The sequence below is a fragment of the Paenibacillus timonensis genome (assembly GCF_022427145.1).
GTDB lineage: Bacteria > Bacillota > Bacilli > Paenibacillales > Paenibacillaceae > Fontibacillus > Fontibacillus timonensis.
In genome coordinates this window covers 18,904-37,693 of sequence record NZ_JAKSXN010000010.1, presented here as the reverse complement: position 1 = coordinate 37,693, position 18,790 = coordinate 18,904, and the positions used below count along the sequence as shown (strand labels likewise).

14 protein-coding genes and 1 riboswitch are annotated in these 18,790 nt (G+C 57.6%); of the genes, 6 read left to right on the top strand and 8 right to left on the bottom strand.

Features of this window, described 5'->3' with window-relative positions; genetic code table 11:
* Positions 1-64: 64 nt before the first annotated feature.
* Entirely contained in the window at positions 65-364 is a 300-nt protein-coding gene (locus tag MJ257_RS05580; RefSeq protein WP_155608263.1) for an MTH1187 family thiamine-binding protein, read from the bottom strand.
* A gap of 523 nt (positions 365-887) precedes the next feature.
* Positions 888-1,139, top strand: a riboswitch (cobalamin riboswitch).
* A gap of 178 nt (positions 1,140-1,317) precedes the next feature.
* Here MJ257_RS05580 and MJ257_RS05575 point away from each other — a divergent pair.
* The 5 genes from MJ257_RS05575 (at position 1,318) to MJ257_RS05555 (ending at position 10,202) form a co-directional block, all read left to right on the top strand.
* On the top strand, positions 1,318-3,294 hold the full coding sequence (locus MJ257_RS05575) for an anaerobic ribonucleoside triphosphate reductase (protein WP_240268306.1): 1,977 nt from the start codon (positions 1,318-1,320) through the stop codon (positions 3,292-3,294).
* Positions 3,291-3,809, top strand: coding sequence for an anaerobic ribonucleoside-triphosphate reductase activating protein (gene nrdG, locus MJ257_RS05570; RefSeq protein ID WP_240268305.1), 519 nt, complete (start codon positions 3,291-3,293; stop codon positions 3,807-3,809). The genes MJ257_RS05575 and nrdG overlap by 4 nt, the downstream gene beginning before the upstream one ends.
* Positions 3,810-4,046: 237 nt before the next feature.
* A complete protein-coding gene (locus tag MJ257_RS05565; protein WP_240268304.1) occupies positions 4,047-6,380 on the top strand; it encodes a ribonucleoside-diphosphate reductase subunit alpha in 2,334 nt (777 codons plus the stop codon).
* 606 nt (positions 6,381-6,986) lie between these two features.
* On the top strand, positions 6,987-8,018 hold the full coding sequence (locus MJ257_RS05560) for a ribonucleotide-diphosphate reductase subunit beta (protein WP_240268303.1): 1,032 nt from the start codon (positions 6,987-6,989) through the stop codon (positions 8,016-8,018).
* A gap of 165 nt (positions 8,019-8,183) precedes the next feature.
* Positions 8,184-10,202 carry a Na+/H+ antiporter gene (locus MJ257_RS05555; protein WP_240268302.1) on the top strand — a complete coding sequence of 673 codons (2,019 nt, stop codon included), beginning with the start codon at positions 8,184-8,186 and terminating at the stop codon, positions 10,200-10,202.
* Between the two features lie 332 nt (positions 10,203-10,534).
* Here the strand turns inward: MJ257_RS05555 and MJ257_RS05550 are convergent, their stop codons facing one another.
* The 3 genes from MJ257_RS05550 to MJ257_RS05540 are packed head-to-tail and all read right to left on the bottom strand — an operon-like array spanning position 10,535 to position 12,581.
* Positions 10,535-10,909, bottom strand: coding sequence for a VOC family protein (locus tag MJ257_RS05550; protein ID WP_240268301.1), 375 nt, complete (start codon positions 10,907-10,909; stop codon positions 10,535-10,537).
* Positions 10,909-11,673 carry a class I SAM-dependent methyltransferase gene (locus MJ257_RS05545; protein WP_240268300.1) on the bottom strand — a complete coding sequence of 255 codons (765 nt, stop codon included), beginning with the start codon at positions 11,671-11,673 and terminating at the stop codon, positions 10,909-10,911. Before MJ257_RS05545 ends, MJ257_RS05550 begins: the two co-directional genes overlap by 1 nt.
* Positions 11,674-11,693: 20 nt before the next feature.
* Complete coding sequence (locus tag MJ257_RS05540; RefSeq protein ID WP_240268299.1) at positions 11,694-12,581, bottom strand: TIGR01777 family oxidoreductase; 888 nt, start codon at positions 12,579-12,581, stop codon at positions 11,694-11,696.
* A 151-nt stretch (positions 12,582-12,732) separates the two neighbouring features.
* Between MJ257_RS05540 and MJ257_RS05535 the strand changes: the two genes are divergently transcribed.
* The gene (locus tag MJ257_RS05535; RefSeq protein ID WP_240268298.1) at positions 12,733-13,038 is read left to right on the top strand and encodes a putative quinol monooxygenase; all 306 of its coding nucleotides are present in this window, start codon (positions 12,733-12,735) and stop codon (positions 13,036-13,038) included.
* A gap of 228 nt (positions 13,039-13,266) precedes the next feature.
* On the opposite strand, the gene MJ257_RS05530 is transcribed toward MJ257_RS05535, so the two are convergent.
* The 4 genes from MJ257_RS05530 to MJ257_RS05515 form a co-directional block, all read right to left on the bottom strand.
* Positions 13,267-14,133, bottom strand: a complete 867-nt coding sequence (locus MJ257_RS05530; protein WP_240268297.1) for an SDR family oxidoreductase — start codon at positions 14,131-14,133, stop codon at positions 13,267-13,269.
* A gap of 137 nt (positions 14,134-14,270) precedes the next feature.
* The gene (locus tag MJ257_RS05525) at positions 14,271-15,032 is read right to left on the bottom strand and encodes an AAA family ATPase (protein ID WP_240268296.1); all 762 of its coding nucleotides are present in this window, start codon (positions 15,030-15,032) and stop codon (positions 14,271-14,273) included.
* Complete coding sequence (locus MJ257_RS05520; protein ID WP_240268295.1) at positions 15,032-16,972, bottom strand: ABC transporter ATP-binding protein; 1,941 nt, start codon at positions 16,970-16,972, stop codon at positions 15,032-15,034. The genes MJ257_RS05525 and MJ257_RS05520 overlap by 1 nt, the downstream gene beginning before the upstream one ends.
* Positions 16,950-18,728 (bottom strand): ABC transporter ATP-binding protein, encoded by a 1,779-nt coding sequence (locus MJ257_RS05515; protein ID WP_240268294.1) that lies wholly within the window; start codon positions 18,726-18,728, stop codon positions 16,950-16,952. The genes MJ257_RS05520 and MJ257_RS05515 overlap by 23 nt, the downstream gene beginning before the upstream one ends.
* Between the last annotated feature and the right edge of the window lie 62 nt (positions 18,729-18,790).

Genomic DNA, 18,790 nt, shown 5'->3' with positions numbered 1-18,790 from the left:
GAACAAAATTTATTATACCCCGATTTAAAAATAATGCAAGCGTAAATGTTTGGAAATTTGCAGGTCACAATTTCTCGCGAACGGAGCGCAGCTTCTGCTCCGAGGAGCTGGCTTTGTCGCGGCGGTCGTCGATCTTGATCGACGTCGACACGCGGCCGGCGCCCGACTGGAACGGAGCCTCATGGATGGCACGAATGGCGGCGAAAACGTCGTCCAGCGGCCCTTCAATAATCGTGCTCATCGAGGTGAGGGTAAAGGTGATCCCCGTCTGCTTCTCCAGTACCCGATGCAACTCGGCAACATAAGCGCTCAGGCTGGTACTTCCCGTTCCGATCGGAATGACGGTAACTTCGGCGATAGCCATAATGCGGTCCCTTCTTTCCTGGTAGTGGTTTTGTTTTCAATCACGAGCTTATTATTCAATCTACCTCCATTCTACCCATCCTTGCTCTTGAAGATCAACCGTGTGATGGAGTTTGTTACAGAGGCCAAACTTCTAACGGAACGTAGCGCCCTTATTCACTCATTTCCCGGCTATTTCCCGCTGTAACAGAACTCAGAGACCTTATTTGCCTCAATTGGTGGAGATTCAACCGCATTTGTCCGGAATAGGGGCTCCTGGTTCCGTTATAAATAGAAACATCTGCAATACGGACAAATAGCGGCTCTAGATTCCGTTAGCCAACACCGTTCCCGTTCAAGCGCAACCTCCCCAACTATCCTCCTAGTTCCCCGGTCCCATTCATAAATGTTCACAATTCGCCCTCGTCTCCCACTCTCCGCATCGTTATAAGGACTGGAGACTTTCACGACGTTTTCAAATCATTTACATGGTAAAAATTCGGTTTACAAACACAATATCTTGGGCTATCCTTAGAACAACGCAACAAAATATAGTGTGAACGGGTGATCCGGCGGACAAGCCGCCGGACCTTAAAAGGGAAGTGCGGTGCAAATCCGCTGCGGTCCCGCCACTGTAATCGGTAGCTAGGTGCTTGAGACGAAGCGTTTCGTCGCATCGTCATTAAGGCCCAGCCGTTCGACTGACATGTATGCCACTGCGGCTTGATCCATCAGCTGCGGGAAGGCGTCAGCAACGACCCGAAAGCCAGGAGACCTGCCCGTTTGGAAGACACCGACGGAAAACCTGCGAGGAACAGGGATGGTGTCCGCTTGCCGCTGAACCCTAGGGCTTCTGTTTCTATGCCCAACGTTATCGTTATGATGCAGCGCATTCGGGCATGTCCACCCTCGTAGGGTCGGACATGCCCTTTTATATGGAACAAAAGCTTAGTTTAATGGGAGGAGAACTTTGTTATGGCACTGCTAAACCAGAAGTATACCGGCCGGGACACCTTGCTGGATGAAGTCATTCAATTAGGCGAGGAAATCGTGCACAGCCGCAATCTTGAGGTGCTGCGCGAGAACGCCAATTTGAACGGGGAGAGCTTCTCCGGCAAGATGAGTAAATTCGGCAGCGAGTATGCCAAATGGTACGCAAGCCATTTCGTCATGCCGGCCCGCTTGGTGCAGGCGATTCAGGACAACATCGTTTATGTCCACGACCTGGACCAATACGCCATCGGCACGACCAACTGCATCTTTATCCCGTTCGAAAAGCTGCTGCGGGAAGGCTTCAACACCGGGAACGGCAGCGTTCGCCCTCCGACCTCGATCATGACGGCGATGGCGCTCGTGGCGATCATTTTCCAATCTCAGCAAAACTCCCAATACGGCGGCGTATCCGCGAACAAACTGGACTTTGATCTCGCCCCCTACGTCGCCAAATCGTTCGCCAAGTATTTTCGCAAAGGGCTGGATTATTTCGAGGAAGGTGACGCAAGCGTTGATTTAGGCGACATCGCGATGAGCCGCAGCGATCTGCGGGACGGATACCCGAAGTCCTTTAAATACGCGTTGAAGGAAACCGAAAGCGAAACGCTGCAGGCAGCCGAAAGCCTGATCCATAACCTGAACACGATGTCGAGCCGGGCCGGCGGGCAAATTCCGTTCACCAGCATCAACTACGGCACGTGCACCTCACCGGAAGGGCAACTGGTGATCAGCTCGCTGCTCACCGCAACGATGCGCGGGCTGGGCAGCGGAGAAACGCCGATTTTCCCGATTCAGATTTTCAAATGCAAACAAGGCGTCAATCAGAATCCGGGGGAACCGAACTACTCCCTGTTCCTAAAAGCGGCGGAATGCTCGGCCAAACGGCTGTATCCGAATTTCGCCAATCTGGACGCTCCGCTCAACCTGATGTATTACGATCCGTCGAATCCGGATACGGAATTCGCCACCATGGGCTGCCGCACTCGCGTGCTGGCCGACCGGTTTGGCCGCAATCATCTGTCCGGCAAAGGCAATCTTTCCTTTAATACGCTGAATTTGGTCAAGCTGGGGCTGGAGCACGGCATCGCGCTGGGACACCGCAAAGAGGCTGACGAGCGCGGATTCTACCGCGAGCTGACGCATTATATGGATATCGCGCTGGAGGGGCTGCTGCACCGCTTCAACATCCAGGCCTCGCAAAAAGCGAAGGCTTCCGATTTCATGATGCGCGAAGGCGTCTGGGAAGGCGGCGAAGCGCTCGCGCCGGACGACGCGGTTGGCGACCTGCTCAAGCACGGCAGCTTGTCCATCGGATTCATCGGGCTGGCCGAATGCATGAAGGCGATGTACGGGAAGCACCACGGCGAAGACGAAACGGTGTATCAAAAAGCGTACAATCTGATCGCCTACCTGCGCGATTATTGCGACCGCCAAAGCGAAATCCACAACCTGAACATCACGTTGTTCGCCACCCCGGCGGAGGGGCTGTCCGGCAAGTTCACCAAACGCGACCTTGCAACGTATGGCAACATTCCGGGCGTGGTGGATCGCGAATATTACACGAATTCGTTCCATATTCCGGTGTACTACAACCTTAGCGCCGCGCGAAAAATCGAGCTGGAAGCCAAGTTCCACGGGCTGTGCAACGCGGGAGCGATCTCCTACATCGAGCTGAACGGCAATGCCCGCAGCAACCCGGCGGCGTTCCTGAAGATCGTGCAATACGCCCTGCAGCAGCAGGTCAGCTACTTCAGCATCAACCACCCGATCGACCGCTGCTCGGCTTGCGGCTTCGAAGGAATCATCGGGGCGACCTGCCCTTCCTGCGGGAGCCATGAGAACGACGTGCATATCCGCCGCTTGCGCCGGGTCACCGGGTACTTGACCGGCGACTTCCAAACGCGGTTTAACGCCGCCAAACAAGCGGAAGTGCGCGACCGGGTCAAACACGACGTATGAATCTTTGCGGCTACTACCCGGAATCCATTAATGAAGGCGAAGGCTTAAGGGCCGCCGTATTCATCAGCGGCTGCCGTCATTATTGCAAGGGCTGCTTCAGCCCAAAAACCTGGAACTTCGATTACGGCGAACCGTTCACCTTGGAGCGCGAGGCCGAAATCATTCATGACATTAAAAGCAATCCCTTGCTAAGCGGTCTATCGATCCTTGGCGGGGACCCCTTCTTCTCCGCCGCCGAGGTCAGCGGGTTTATCGACCGGCTGGTTGCGGAGACGGGACCGGCATCGATCTGGATATACAGCGGCTATACTTTCGAGGAATTAATAGAACGTCCTGGCTCACCCGAATATGAGCTGCTGCGGCGTTGCGAGGTGCTGGTCGACGGAAGATTCATCGAGGAGCTTCGCGACCCTTCCCTGCTCTATCGCGGGAGCTCCAACCAGCGGTTGATCGATATTCAGCAAAGCCTGCGGCATGGACAGGCCATATTATGGGAGTCCATGTTCTCTTTCTAGCTTATAAATAGGCAGTTCAAAAAGTCATCTTTTGATCACGAAGGATAGAAGTTTCTGGTATAATTAAAAGCCTGTGACCTTTGTCACAGGACGACAATATTCATCACGGAGCGCAAACGAGTTTGCGCCCCCTTTTTTCACCCGTTATCTGCAATTTAAAAATTCAAGATTTGCGGTAACGCCGGCGGTTTGCCGCATTCATCCAACCTTAATTCACGGAAAGCGAGGATTCATCTAATGCCCACTCTAGTGACGAAACCTAATAACCGACAGCTTGCGTTTGACGGCGAGCGCCTTGGCGTGTATGCCGACCGTATTTTGCAAGGATTACATAACCTCGATAAGGAGCGCCTGCTGCGCGGCGTGAATGCGAAGCTCCGCCGCGAGGATGTGACGGGCGAAGAAATCAGCAATGCGTTTACAATGTCCGCTCTGGAGCTCGTCAGCAAGGACGAACCGGAGTGGAAATTCGCGGCGGCCCGCTCCCTGCTTACTTCCTTATATAAAAAAGCGGCGGTCAACCGCCGTTACAAAGCTTACCCGGAGGAGCCGTACGGCTCGTTTTACCATCTGATCTCCGAGCTCTGCAAGCTGGGCATTTACCGCGAAGAACTGCTCGAGTGCTACACGAAAGAACAAATCGAAGAGCTGGGCCGGACGATCGACCCTTCCTGCGATCTCTTGTTCGACTATATCGGCCTGCTGACGCTCACCGAACGTTACCTCGCCACCGACTTCGACGGACGGACGATGGAGCTGCCGCAGGAACGCTACATGGTCATCGCCATGTACCTGATGCATAAAGAGCCGGAAGAGAAACGCCTGGAGCTGGTGAAGGAAGCGTATTGGGCGATGAGCAACATTTATATGACCGCGGCGACGCCAACGATGTCCAATGCCGGCAAAAAAGTAGCCGGCCAGCTGTCCAGCTGCTTTATCGATACGGTGGACGACTCGCTTGAGGGCATCTTCGACTCCAACACCGACGTAGCCCGACTGAGCAAAATGGGCGGCGGCATCGGCGTTTACCTCGGCAAGGTTCGGGCCCGCGGCTCCGATATCCGCGGTCACAAGAACACCAGCTCCGGCGTCATCCCCTGGATCCGCCAGCTGAACAACACCGCCGTCAGCGTCGATCAGCTTGGAACGCGGAAAGGCGCGATCGCGGTATATTTGGACGTTTTCCACAAGGATATTCTCGCCTTCCTCGACCTGAAGCTGAACAACGGGGACGAGCGGATGCGGGCGCATGACGTTTTCCACGGCGTCTGCCTGCCCGATCTGTTCATGGAAGCGGTGGAGTCTCGCGGCGAATGGAACCTGTTCTGCCCGCATGAAGTGAAGAAAACGATGGGCTGGAAGGATGAGAATGGGCGCGCGCTGGGTCTGGAGGATTTCTATGATGAGGAGTTCGGGAAAGGCAGTTTCCGCGAAAAATACGCCGAGGCCGTCGCCCACCCTACTCTCTCTCGCATTACGATGCCGGCGATCGATATCATGAAGCGGATTCTGAAATCGCAGCTCGAGACCGGTACGCCTTACATGTTCTACCGGGATACAGTGAACCGCGCTAACCCGAACCGCGCGCACGGGATGGTTTACTCGTCCAACCTGTGTACGGAAATTATGCAGAACCAATCGCCGACGGTCGTCGAGCAAGAGGAACTGGTGACGAAGGACGGGCAAACCCGCATCGTCGTGTCCAAAATCCCGGGCGACTTCGTCGTCTGCAACCTGAACTCGATTCACCTGGCCCGCGCGGTGCCGGCCGGCGTGCTGGAACGGCTGGTGCCGATCCAGACGCGGATGCTCGACAACGTCATCGATATCAACAATATCGAAGTATTGCAGGCGCAATATACCAACAGCCAGTATCGGGCAATTGGACTGGGCACGTTTGGCTTGCACCATCTGCTCGCTCTCGAAGGGATCCGCTGGGAATCCAAGGAGGCCGTGGAGTATAACGATGCGCTTTACGAAAAAATCAACTACCTGCTGGTCAAATCCAGCATGGAGCTCGCCAAGGAAAAAGGCAAATATCCGAAGTTCGCCGGCTCCGACTGGGAAACGGGGCATTACTTCGAAGCCCGGAACTACACGGACGGCACGCGTGAAGGCAAATACGTGACGACCGAGCAATGGCGTGAGCTGCAGCAGGAAGTCCGCGAGAACGGCGTGCGCAATGCCTGGATGTTCGCGATCGCGCCAAACGGATCGACTTCGATCATCGCCGGCTCCACCGCCAGTATCGATCCGTTATACGAGCTGCTCTCCTATGAGGAGAAGACGACCTACAAGATCGCCAACCCAGCGCCGGACCTGTCCGAAAAAACGATCTGGTACTACAAAACGGCGTTCCTGATCGACCAACACTGGTCGATCGACATGGCCGGCGCCCGCCAGCGCCACGTCGACCAGGGGCAAAGCTTCAACCTGTACGTGCGGCCGGACATTAAAGCCACCGAGTTCCTGGAGTTGCACCTGCATGCCTGGAAGGCCGGGCTAAAGTCGACGTATTATGTGCGCAGCCGGGCGCTCACGATTGAGGAGTGCGAGTCGTGCGCATCATGAGTTGCTCAACCCTCCCCACCCCTCCCTTACCGTAAGGGAGGGCGCCCGAGGGCCCGCTGCCCTCTGGGCTCCCGCAAACTGGGGGAACGTGGGAGTGACTGAGGCGCTCCTGCACGCTCTCCCCTGCGGGGATACGCTTAGGTTGGCTCGTGGAGCGCTTTTCCCCCTTCGGGTACGTCTTACTTTGGGTGCCCCCGGGTCACCTGGTAAACCGTGCTGCTCATGACTGCTGCTTTCGGTGCACCCGGGTGACGCGGGCGATGGGAGCCGCTTCTCGCCCTTCGGGCCCGCTCTACTGTGGCGCTCTTGCGGGGCGGGGACTGCGACTGTGGCGGTAAATGGTGCTGCAGCGTGCGTAACCCTCGTTGTCCCCTTCGGGGATGCACTTACTTTTAGTGCAAAGATTAGTTAGTTAAAGGACGAAGTAGCGGCAGGGGCGGTTGAAATGCCACTGCGTGCTAGAGGCGCTGTCCCCTGCGGGGATGCGCTCGCGTTTGAGCCTATATACATGCGGGGAATGGACCAGAGGGTGAAATGATTCCGTAAGAACATTTCAACCGGCGGCCCCCTCCCGCATGATTCACTACAATTAAGGAGCGAAATCCCATGCAACTTCAAACGATTTTTAATACGGAAGCACCGAACAAATCGACGCGGATCATCGGCGGCGAATGCTCGGGCATCCTGAACTGGAACGACATCCGCATGCCGCATATGTACAAGCTGTACAAGGTGCTGCTGCTGAACCACTGGATCGCGGACGAGATCCCGATGGCCAAAGACGCGCAGCAATTCGCCCTGCTCGACTCGGAAGAGCAGCGTACGTTCAAAATCAACATCTCGCTGCTGGCGGTGCTCGACTCGATGCAAACGATGTTCGTCGGGGACGTGAAGCGTTACTTCACCGACTCTTCGCTGGAGGCGATATCGGCGATCATCGGGCAGCAGGAAGTGGTACATAACCAGTCCTACTCGTATGTGCTCTCTTCGATCGTGTCCGAGCAGGAGCAGAAAGAGATTTTCGAATACTGGAAGCACGACCCGGTGCTGCTGGACCGCAACAAGTTCATCTCCGACATCTATCAAAACTTCCGCAATGATCCGACGCCGCAGTCGTTTTTCGAAGCGTTGGTCGCCGACCTCATTCTTGAAGGGATTTTCTTCTACAGCACGTTTGCATTCTTCTATAACCTGGCGCGCGATCAGAAAATGATGGGCACGAGCCAAATGATTTCGTATATCCAGCGGGATGAGAACCAGCACTGCTACTTCTTTGCCGAAGTGTTCAAGCAGTTGCTGATCGATTATCCGGAGTTGAACACGAAAGAAAATATCGACTACGCCTACCGCACGATCAACCGGGCGGTGGAGCTGGAAACGAACTGGGCGCATTATACGCTGAAAGACGTCCAAGGCATCGACTTGAACGAGTTGTCCGATTACATCAAATACATCGCCAACAAACGCTTGACGTTGATGGGCCTGGACAAAGCGTACCAAGGCGTCGATATCAACTGCATGCCGTGGATCAAACCGTTCTCCGACGAGGCGCTGAACGCGACGAAAACGGACTTTTTCGAAGCCAAATCCCGCAATTACGGCAAGGTTGGCGACGACAACGGGTTCGACGACCTGTAAGTAGATACGATTTCAACCTGGCGGCTCTTCCGCATTCGCTGCGGAAGGGCATTTTTTCGCAAAAAAATGGATCCCATTTAACTTCGGTTTAAAAAAACGGGTTATGCTAATATCAACTACCAAATCGGCCCAGCGCCTCGACTCTCGGAAGGACGGTTTGCCTCCATGGATTTACTGATCACCGTTATTATGCTGCTCATCTGTCTGGTGGCCTCGAACATCATCAGCCACTATATCCCGCTGATCCCAACGGCGCTTACCCAAATCGCCCTCGGGATCGTCATCGCGCTGGTCTTCAACGGGTTTTCGTTGGAGCTTGAGACGGAATGGTTCTTGCTGCTGTTCGTTGCCCCCCTGTTGTACAATGACGGGAGGTATTTCCCCCGCGACCAGCTGTGGAATATGCGCGGGGCGATTCTCGGGAACGCGATCATTCTGGTGGTGTTGACTACGCTGGGGGGCGGTTACCTCATCCATGCGGTGATTCCCGACATTCCGCTGGTTGCGGCCTTTGCGTTAGCCGCCATCCTGTCCCCTACCGACCCGGTGGCCGTCAACGGGATCGCCAAGCGGATTCATCTCCCAGAGAAGGTGCTGAATCTCGTCCGCGGGGAGTCGTTGATCAACGACGCCTCGGGCCTGGTGGCTTTCAACTACGCGGTTGCCGCGGTCGTGACGGGGTATTTTTCGCTGCGGGAAGCCTTGTTTGATTTCTCCTATATGTTCGTAACCGGGGCCCTACTGGGTCTGGTGCTCAGCTTGGTCATGACTTGGATCCGGTTCTCCCTGCTCAAACAAGGGATTAAGGACGCCACGCTGCATTCGCTGCTGCAAATTCTGACGCCGTTCCTGATCTTTATCATCACGGAGGACTTCCTGCATGCTTCCGGCGTTATTGCCGTTGTTGTGGGCGGTATCGTGCATTCGCTGCTTCGGGAGCGGACGGAAACGATGCTGGCCGAGGAACAGGTGTTGACGGAAAATATCTGGTCCACCGTGCTGTTCATCCTGAACGGGATCGTCTTCCTGCTGCTCGGGCTGAACATCCCGTCGTCGATGCAGGCTACCGTCGAAAACCCGAATATTAGCAATGTGCTGGCGATCGGTTACGTGCTTGTCGTCGGGGTTGGAATTTTGGTGATTCGCTTCATCTGGTCGCATTTCTTTGCCCTTTATGAATACCGGAAAGCCAGAGGTGGTGAGGTAGACAAACCTACGGTAAAATCCAGCCTGCTGCTGACCCTCACCGGGGTCCGCGGCGCGGTCACGATGGCCGGGGTTTTGTCCATCCCCTATGTGGTTGCCAGCGGCGGGCCGTTTCCGGAACGGTCGTTGATTTTGTTTTTGGCGGCAGGCGTAATCTTGTTTACGTTGATTGTAGCCACGATCTTTTTGCCGATGCTAAGCAAGGGCGGCGCGCCCGGCGAAGAAGCCGATGAGTTCCTCAATATGGATGAAGCCCGGGCCCGCGTGCTGCGGGTTGCGCTGAACAAGATCAAAGAGGAAATGAATGAGGATAACAAGGCGGCGGCCTACCAGCTCATGGACGAGTACAGCCGGTTGCTTCAACCCGCCTTGGATCAATGGGGAGCCCAGCAGTTGGACCGGCCGGCCATGCTGAGTAAAATCACCGAGCTGCGCCGGACCGCGCTGAAGGTGGAACGCGGCTATATTCAACAGGCCATGCAGGACGGCGGCTTGGACAAAGACATGTTCGAAGCCTTCGAGAAGGCGCTGGATCTCCGGGAAGAGAAGCTGTCGCAAAGCGGCCGCGCCCGCTTCTTCTTCCTGGTTGGCAGTGCCGTGCGGGACTTCCGGCGCGCGAAGCGCAAATACAAGGAGTACGCCAGGAAAGCCGAGGGCCGGGACATCCAGCTCCGGGCGCTGCAAGCGGCGCTCGAGCATTTGCAGGGGCTGAAGAAAGGAGACGAGTCGGATACCCTCCTCCAATTCGTCATCCTGGATTACAAACGCGCGATAGCCCGGGTGAAGGGCGCATCGGCTCACTTTAACGAGAAGTCTGAAGCGCAGAAGGAAGAGCTGCGACTCTTGGTCATGGACGCCGAGCGAGCGGAAATCAGCCGCATGTTCGAAAATGGCGACATCCACCGGGAGCAAGCCCGGGAGCTGCGCCGCACGATCAACCAGATCGAAAGCATCACCCTCTACGAGCACGAGGAATAGCTCAAAGCATTAAGGCGGCCTCACATCCGTTTCGGGATGTGGGGCCGCCTTTTGGCGCGATAAGGCGCCGGGGCAAGGCGCAAGCGCGGGGCGCCCCGTACGGGGAGCAGTGCGGGGCGCTGCGCGAGCGTAACGGAACGTAGCGCGCTTATTCGGCGAAAACCAGATGACGCTATTGGGATGAATTTGCCTCGGATCAGGCAAGAAACAGCCCAATAGCGTCTTTACGTTCCGTTAGATTTGAATTCCGGCGTTTTTTGCCGAAATAAGGCCTTCTCGTTCCGTTACGCGAGCGGCGCGGCTCCTGCCCCGTCCGTCACGCCCTAGCGCTTCTACTGCTGAACCCTGCTTCGAAAGCAGACGATATTGCCGTCCGGATCGCGGAAATGCATCGATCTGGCACCCCAAGGATACGTCGTCGGAGGCGCCACGAATTCCACGCCAAGCGCCTTCAACCGCTCATATTCCGCATCGACGTCCTCAACATTAAACCCCAAAGTGAAGTTCCCCGATCCCCAATAGGTCGAGAAATCAAACCCCATGTCCGTTTCCGCCGCCCGGCGCGAGTAAATCGCGAGTCCGGTGCCCTGGGTCTTCACTTCAACGTGAATCTCGTCCCCCACCGCCGTCGTTTGCAGGATCGTTTCATAAAATCGGGTCATCGCTACCACCTGATCCGTCAAAAGCGCAACATCCACAAATATCATTAAGATCTCCCCCTCCGCGCTAGGATCACAAACCGATGCTCCCGGCTGGACACATGCCCAGTTTGCTCTACCTTGTTCTGTAGCTCGCATAACTTATCGAAACAACGATCCACGGAAAAACCGGCAAACTCCCATTCAATGATTTTGGCAAAGTAGACGAGCGCACCCACATCGCGAAACTTCACCTCGGGAAAAAACTCCCGCTGAACCTCAACATCGAATCCCGCTTCTAGGAGGTCTTGGACCGTGTAGGCTAAATCGAAATCAGCCGGCGTCTCCATCGCTCCTTCGCCAAGCAAATACCGCGACAATTCCCGGTTGTTCTGCCCTCCGACCTGCTGGGTGATAAACACCCCGCCCGGCTTCAGAATCCGGTAGACCTCCTTGGCCGAAAACGATTCGTGACGGTTGATAACCAGATTGAAAAATTCATCTTCGTACGGCAGCCGATCATCCTCTTCCACCTTTGCCACTTCGATGCCGTAGGCAGGCAGCTTGGCGCGGCATAGCTCATAATTTGGCAAATAGGCCTCCGTCGCATAGGTGCGGCCCGGCGGCGGCGACAACGACAGCAGGAACTCGCCTCCGCCGGTTCCCATATCAAGCATCACCGTATTCTCGTTCATCTCCTGCTGAACCAGGGTCCGATAATCCCACGGCAGCTCCTCTTCCTCCAATCGCCCGTTCAGCGCGGAAAAGTCCCAACCCTGAAAGACCTTAACTTCCTCCGCTTCCCATCGCTTCTTCAGTTCGTTTCGATCCATAGCATCCACCCTCCCGTGTACTAATTCCGCTCCACGATTTCATTCAGCGCTTTCTCCAGCGTATCATAACGGAAACTAAATCCCGCCCGTTTCAGCCGTTCCGGCAACACCCAGCGACTCTTCAGCACGAGCTCGGTTTCCGTTCGAATGAGGCGTGCCCCGAGTTCCAGCAGCCAGCGCGGCGCAGGCAGTCCCACCGGAACGCCCATTGCCCGGCGCAGTCTTGCCATCAGCTCCCGGTTCGTGACCGGATGCGGGGCGGAAGCGTTAAACACGCCGTGCAGCTCAGGATGCTCCTGCAGGAACCTGACGATCCGGAACAGGTCCTCCATATGAATCCAGCTGAACTGCTGGCGGCCGGACCCCTGAGCCCCGCCCAGCCCGAAGCGGACCAGATTGCGCAAGGGTGCCATCACCCCACCGTCGTCCAGCACGATCGCGATACGCAAGGCAACTTGCCGCGTAGCCGGGAGGTCGAAAGCAAAAAAGGCCGCCTCCCACGCCTTCGCGACGTCGACCGAAAACCCCGTGCCGATTTCTCCGCCTTCCTCCGTCATCGGCCGATCTTCCGCATGCCGGTAGATCGTCGCCGTACTGGAGTTAATCCATAACGCCGGCGGACGGCTGCAGGCAAGGACGCTCTCCCCAAGCAGGCGCGTCGTTTCCGTCCGGGAGTCCAGGATGAGTCGTCGATTTTCCGGCGTATAGCGGCAATTCACCGATCTGCCTGCCAAATTGATCAGCAAATCCGCCCCTTCCAGCGCCTCCACAATGGCTCTCCGGTTCTCCCAGGGGATATGGGAAGCTTGTCTGGAAATCACCTTGACCTCAGCCCCCAGTTCCCCGAACCGGCGCGCAAACGCCTGTCCGACAAACCCGGTGCCCCCGGCCAAAACCACTTTCGGCATGCAATCCACTCCTTTATCCTGATATTTTGTTTTATTATACCATGGGTCGGAGGATGATTTTTCCAATGGATTGTTGCCTGAAGGTCGAGGTTAGGCGATAATGCTCCTAAGCGGAGTTGAAGTTGCAGGTAAACAGATGAGGAGGATGCAGATGGACAAGTTCGGCATGTACGCCAAATTCAAGGCGAAACCCGGGGAGCGCGACCGACTGGTCGACATCTTGTTGGAAGCTGCCGCCGGAGCCGGGGCGGCTCCAGACTGCGAGTTGTATGTGGTGAACGTTTCGGAGACGGAACCCGACACCGTGTGGGTCACGGAGGTATGGGGCAGCGCGGAAGCCCATGACGCCTCGCTCCAAGAAGAAGCTACGCGAGCGATGATTCAGCGGGCGATGCCGTTGATCGCCGGCGTGGAATCGATACCGATCCGCCCGGTTGGCGGGAAAGGCATCAGGTAGTCGCGCACGAAATGCAAAAGTGCAGTTCTTTTTCGCCAATTCGGTTCGAATCGGGTGATCAAATGCAAAAATGCAGTCTACATCCGGTAAATTGCCTCTTCTCCCGGATACACCCCGGATTCAAATGCACTTTTGCAGTTGGCGGCTGGAGGGGAAGGCTAGCAAACGCAAAAAAAGGCCCTGTTTCGCGGCATAACCGGAACAGGGCTTTTCGTTGTTCTTTCGTGGTTAGGCTTGCAGTTCTTTCACGATGCCGCGGACCGCGTCAACGAGCGGAGTGGACGGCCGGCCCAGCAACGCTTCCAGGTCGCCGCTAGGAACGTCCAAAGCGCCTTCACGGATCGAGCGCTGAATGGAGACGAGGAACGGAACCACCGGTTCCGGCACGCCCGCACCGCGCATCACTTCAGCATATGCCGCATCGTCGACGTGTTGGACCGGAACTTCGCGGCCCAAGGCCTCGCCGATGATCCGGGCCAGATCGGCATGGGGGATCGGCATGCCCGACAGCTCATAGGCCTTGTTCCCGTGGACGTCGCCAGTCAGCACCGCCGCTGCCGCTTGGGCGTAGTCCTCGCGCGTAGCCCAGCCGACCTTGCCTTCTCCGGCAGAAGTCACGAGCGGCGCTCCGGCCAAAATGCCCTGGATCGTGCCGATTTCATTCTCGATGTACCAGTTGTTACGCAGGAATACATAAGGAATTCCCGTTTTCGTGATCGCTTCCTCGGTCTCTTTGTGAACGGGCGCCAACTCCAGCGAATTATCGGGTGCGTTCACCACGCTCGTATATGCGATGAGCTGAACCCCTGCACGCTCCGCCGCAGCGACGGCCGCCAAATGCTGGCGGATCCGCGTGTCGTTATCGCCTTGCGTCGATACGATCAGGAGCCGCTCCACGCCGGCAAATGCCGTTTCCAGCGAGGCCGGATCCTCGAAATCTCCGCGGCGCACGTCCACGCCGCGCGCGCGGAATGCGCTGGCCTTCTCCGGATCGCGCACGCTAACCGCCAACTGCTCTGCCGGTACCTTTGCCAGCAGAGCCTCAACCACTTTGGCGCCGAGCTGCCCCGTCGCCCCTGTCACTACTATCTTCATCTTGGAATCCTCCTTATCAAATGGGTTGCCATGAAGTCTAATGTTTACCTGTAACCATTATAGTTACACTCAATCGATAAGTCAAAGACTTCTTTCCCGGGAACCTAGGGGTCATCGGCTGATCGAGCTCTCCCTGTTTAGTCCTCCCTCAGCAGTTCCCTTAGCATACCCTCCCGATGATTGACGAACTCCTTCATGATGAGGTAATGATCGGTTTCTTCCAGCGTGGTCTTCTCGATCCCGTCCGGCGTGAGTTGATACATAAGGCTATCCGGATAAGCCATCAGAATCGGCGAATGCGTGGAGATGATGAACTGCGAGTGCCGTCCGACCAGCTCGTGAATCCGCGCCAGCATCGCCATCTGCCGATACGGAGACAACGCCGCCTCCGGTTCGTCCAGGATGTACAGGCCGCGCCCGCTGAAGCGGTTCATGAACGCGGCGAAAAACGACTCGCCATGCGACATCGTATGCAACGATTTCCCGCCGTAAGACTCAACAACCCGCGGCGGACTGACCCACGCATGATTTTCCCGATCCAAATTATCGATCTCCGTCGCCAGGTTATAATAGCTCTCCGCCCGGAAAAAGAACCCGTCCCGCGGCCGCACTGGCCCTCTTACGGTACGGAGATAACGATGCAGCTCGGAGTGGGTATCGGCCGTTGCGAAGCTGAAATTCATCGTGCCGCCTTCCGGGTTAAACCCCAAAGCGACGGCGATCCCCTCCAGCAGCGTGGATTTGCCCATGCCGTTTTCGCCGATGATGTACGTGACTTTCGGATGGAACTCCAGCTGTCCCAGCGAAGAGACTGCCGGCAGATGGAAAGGATAGTCGTCAAACGTCGGCACTTCGTTCCGCTGCAGCGTAATCCCCCGCAGATAGGCACTCAACTCCATCAGACGTCGCCCCTTTCCGCATCCAAGCCGCTGTGGTACAAGCTATGATAGAACCCGTGCCGCCGCAACAGCTCCTCGTGCGAGCCCTGCTCGATCAAGCGTCCTTCCTTCAGGACGAGAATCTTGTCGGCCTGGCGAATCGTATTCAACCGGTGGGCGATCACGAAGCTAGTTCTTCCTTGCATAAGCCGTTGCAGACCCTCTTGGATTTTGATCTCCGTGACGGTATCGATGCTGCTGGTCGCCTCGTCCAGCACGAGGATCGAGGGATCGGCCAGAATCGCCCGCGCGATGGCCAGCAGCTGTCGTTGTCCTTGGCTGATGCCGCCGCCGTCCGCGCCGAGCACCTTATCGTAGCCGCCAGGCATCCGCACGATGAAGGAATGCGCATTCGCCAGCTTGGCGGCCTCTTCCACCTCCGCATCGGTCGCATCCAACCGCCCGAAGCGGATATTGTCGCGGATCGTGCCCTGGAACAGGAACGAATCCTGCAGCACGAACGCCATCTGCGAGCGCAGGCTGTCGCGCCGGATCGTCCGGATATCGCGGCCGTCGACCGTAATCGTCCCCCGGGACGGCTCGTAGAAGCGCGACAGCAGCTGGATCAGCGTCGTTTTGCCGGCGCCCGTCGGCCCGACCAAGGCGATCGTCTCGCCCGGGTTCGCCGTAAAGCTGATCTCCTCTAACGTATCGCCGTCCTCGTTTCCATGTTCCTCATAAGAAAAATAGACGCCCGAAAAGACAACCTCGCCCCGCACGGACGACAGCTCCACCGCCTCTTCTTCGTCGCTGGCTTCAACCTCCTCGTCCAGCACCTCGAACACCCGCTCCGCGCCGGCGATCGCCGACAGCAGCGTATTCCACTGGTTCGCCAGGTCGTTCAGCGGCCGGGTAAACTGCCGCGCGTATTCGACGAACACGACGATCACCCCGACCGTCACTCCGGCACTTCCGCGCACGGCCAGCACCCCGCCGATTCCGGCGACGATGGCGAAGCTGAGGTTGTTCAGCCCGTTCATCAGCTTCGGGATGAAGCCGGAGATCGTCTGCGCCCAGAAGCTGGAGCTGCGAATCGCCTCGTTCCGCTCGCGGAAGCCTTGCAGCACCCGCTGCTCTTGAGAGAAAGCCTTAATGATCCGCTGCCCCGACAACGTCTCCTCAATGTAGCCGTTCAGGCTGCCGAGATCCTGTTGGCGCCGCTTGTACAGCGGTCCCGTCCGCTTCGTGATCCAGCGCATCCCGGCCATCATCAGCGGCACCACGAGGAACGTCAGCACCGTCAGCAGCGGGCTGAGGTACAGCATCACGGCCAGCGTTCCGACCAGCGTCAGCACGCTGGAGAAAATCTGGATCGCCGAGCTGTTGAGCGTCGAGCTGACGTTGTCCATATCATTGGTCAGCCGGCTCATGATTTCGCCTTGCTGCCGTTTGCCGTAATACGGGATCGGCAGCCGGTGCAGTTGGGCGAACAGCTCGGAACGCATACGGTACACCGTCTCCTGGGCGATTCCGATCATCCAGATGTTTTGCAGCCAGGAGGTGAGCGAAGAGCCTGCAAATACCAGCGTTAATCCGACGAGGAACATCGCCCACGGCCGGCCGCCGCCGCTCTCCAGGTAATCGTCCACCGCCATCCCGACCAGATAAGGGCCCAGCAGCGCCAGCCCAGAGCTGAAGACGACCATCAGCAGGACGGCGGCCAGCCGGGCTTTATGGGCAGACAGATAGCTCCAAATCCGGCCCAGTGTGCCGGACCAATTCTTGGCCCGCACCTTGGGCCTTACGCCGCCGGGTCCGCCGCCGTGACCGGGCCGGCGCGGCGCAGCCGCCGCAGCAGCCGATGCGTCCTGACGTTCCCCTCCGCCTTGCGGTGCCTGCGATGACGCCCCCAGCTTCGGGTACGGATGGCGAAACGGTTCAGTGAAGGTCTTGAACGGCATGGGGTTCCGCCTCCTTTCCTTGCTGGGATTCGCAAATCCGCCGGTACAATTCGGAACGCAGCAGCAATTCCTCATGCTTGCCGCTGGCGATCAGCCGCCCGTCATCCATGAGAAGAATCAGATCCGCCGTGATCGTGGAGCTGATCTTCTGCGTAATGAGCAGCGTCGTGCAGGAAAGGCGCGAGACTTCCTCCAGCAAGGCCGCCTCCGTACGGACGTCCAGCGCGCTTGTGCTGTCGTCCAGGATCAGGATGGCCGGCTGGCGCACCAGCGCCCGGGCGATCGACAGCCGCTGCTTCTGTCCGCCGGACAGATTGACGCCGCGTTGTCCGAGCCGCGTCTCGTAGCCGTGCGGCTGCCGTTCGATCGTCTCGTGGATCTGCGCCTGCCGAGCCGCGGTCTGGATTTGCTCCAGCGTAGCATCCTCGCGCCCCCAAGCGATGTTCTCCCGGATCGTGCCGGAGAATAACATCACTTCCTGCGGCACATAACCGATGGCGCGGCGCAGCCGTTTCCGGTCCAGCTGGCGGATGTCCGACCCGTCGATGCGGATCGTACCTTTCGTCGGCTCATACATGCCCGGGATCAGTTGCACCAGCGACGATTTCCCCGAGCCGGTCGCGCCCAGGATGGCGATCCGCTGCCCCGGCTCCGCCGTAAACGAAACCCGCTCCAAAGCCATGACGTCGCGGCCCGGGTAGCGGAACGAGACGTCGCGGAATTCGATGCGGCCTTGGATCGGCGCAACCGCCGTCTCTTCCTCCGTCTTCTCACCGCGAGCCTCTGCCGCGCGGCCTTCGCGCTCGCCGGCCGGATCGTCCTCCTCCAGCACTTCGCGCACCCGCCCGGCGGACGCCGCTCCCCGCGACAGGGAGCTCATGATCCAGGACAACGCGGACAACGCACCGATCGTGCGCAGCGAATAGTTGATGACGGCGACGACTTCGCCCACGCTGGCGCCCCCGTCCGCAATTTCGATTCGGCCGAACCACAGCACCGCTATGATTCCGGCGTTCATGAGGAACAGCAGGAACGGCATCGTCGTCTCCGTCAGCTTCAGCGCGGCGACCGTGCCCTGACGCAAATCCCGGTTGCGCTGCTCGAAGCGCCCGATCTCATGCGACATCCGGACGAACACGCGGATGAGCCGCATGCCGGTCAAATTCTCCTGGATCAGGCCGTTGACATGATCCGTGCGCCGCTGCACCGTGCGAAATAATGCGGACGCTTTCCGGATCATCCAAAGCACGAACCCCAGCAGGACGGGCACGGTGATCGTCAGCAGCAGCCCTAGCTTCACATGCACGACCAGAGCCATCACGACGCTCCCGATGACAACCAGCGGCACCCGTGAGGCAAAACGCAAACACATGAAAATCACGTCTTGCAGCACCGTGATATCCCCGGTCAACCGGGTGATCAACGACGAAGCGGCGAACCGGTTAAACACCTCGTACGAAAAAGACTGCACCTTCTCGTACAGCTTGTCGCGCAGGTCGTAACCGAAACCTTGGCTCGCATGCGAGGCAAAAAACGAGCTCGTAATCCCGGCGAGAAACGCGGCCAAAGCGCTCGCCATCAGCACCCCGCCCCAGATCCAGGCCACGGACACGTCGTGCTGCCGAATCCCGTGGTCGATAATCCGCGAGATGATCAGCGGCTGAATCAGCTCCACCGCCAGCTCGATCAGCAGCATGACGATCGCCGAAATGGCGGCGACCCGGTATTTTTTGAAAATAGCGGTCATGACGGACATCCTGATTCCTCCAGTCCGGGTGATTCCGTAAGAATCGCCAATTTGGTAAACTATGCTGTTTT

Excerpts from the sequence above, each read along its gene's own strand:
- MJ257_RS05550 (WP_240268301.1), bottom strand. The coding sequence starts at position 10,909 with ATGATATTTGTGGATGTTGCGCTTTTGACGGATCAGGTGGTAGCGATG.
- MJ257_RS05525 (WP_240268296.1), bottom strand. The coding sequence starts at position 15,032 with ATGGAGTTGAGTGCCTATCTGCGGGGGATTACGCTGCAGCGGAACGAA.
- MJ257_RS05535 (WP_240268298.1), top strand. The coding sequence starts at position 12,733 with ATGGACAAGTTCGGCATGTACGCCAAATTCAAGGCGAAACCCGGGGAG.
- MJ257_RS05515 (WP_240268294.1), bottom strand. The coding sequence starts at position 18,728 with ATGTCCGTCATGACCGCTATTTTCAAAAAATACCGGGTCGCCGCCATT.
- MJ257_RS05545 (WP_240268300.1), bottom strand. The coding sequence starts at position 11,673 with ATGGATCGAAACGAACTGAAGAAGCGATGGGAAGCGGAGGAAGTTAAG.
- MJ257_RS05580 (WP_155608263.1), bottom strand. The coding sequence starts at position 364 with ATGGCTATCGCCGAAGTTACCGTCATTCCGATCGGAACGGGAAGTACC.
- MJ257_RS05560 (WP_240268303.1), top strand. The coding sequence starts at position 6,987 with ATGCAACTTCAAACGATTTTTAATACGGAAGCACCGAACAAATCGACG.
- MJ257_RS05565 (WP_240268304.1), top strand. The coding sequence starts at position 4,047 with ATGCCCACTCTAGTGACGAAACCTAATAACCGACAGCTTGCGTTTGAC.
- MJ257_RS05555 (WP_240268302.1), top strand. The coding sequence starts at position 8,184 with ATGGATTTACTGATCACCGTTATTATGCTGCTCATCTGTCTGGTGGCC.
- MJ257_RS05520 (WP_240268295.1), bottom strand. The coding sequence starts at position 16,972 with ATGCCGTTCAAGACCTTCACTGAACCGTTTCGCCATCCGTACCCGAAG.
- nrdG (WP_240268305.1), top strand. The coding sequence starts at position 3,291 with ATGAATCTTTGCGGCTACTACCCGGAATCCATTAATGAAGGCGAAGGC.
- MJ257_RS05540 (WP_240268299.1), bottom strand. The coding sequence starts at position 12,581 with ATGCCGAAAGTGGTTTTGGCCGGGGGCACCGGGTTTGTCGGACAGGCG.
- MJ257_RS05575 (WP_240268306.1), top strand. The coding sequence starts at position 1,318 with ATGGCACTGCTAAACCAGAAGTATACCGGCCGGGACACCTTGCTGGAT.
- MJ257_RS05530 (WP_240268297.1), bottom strand. The coding sequence starts at position 14,133 with ATGAAGATAGTAGTGACAGGGGCGACGGGGCAGCTCGGCGCCAAAGTG.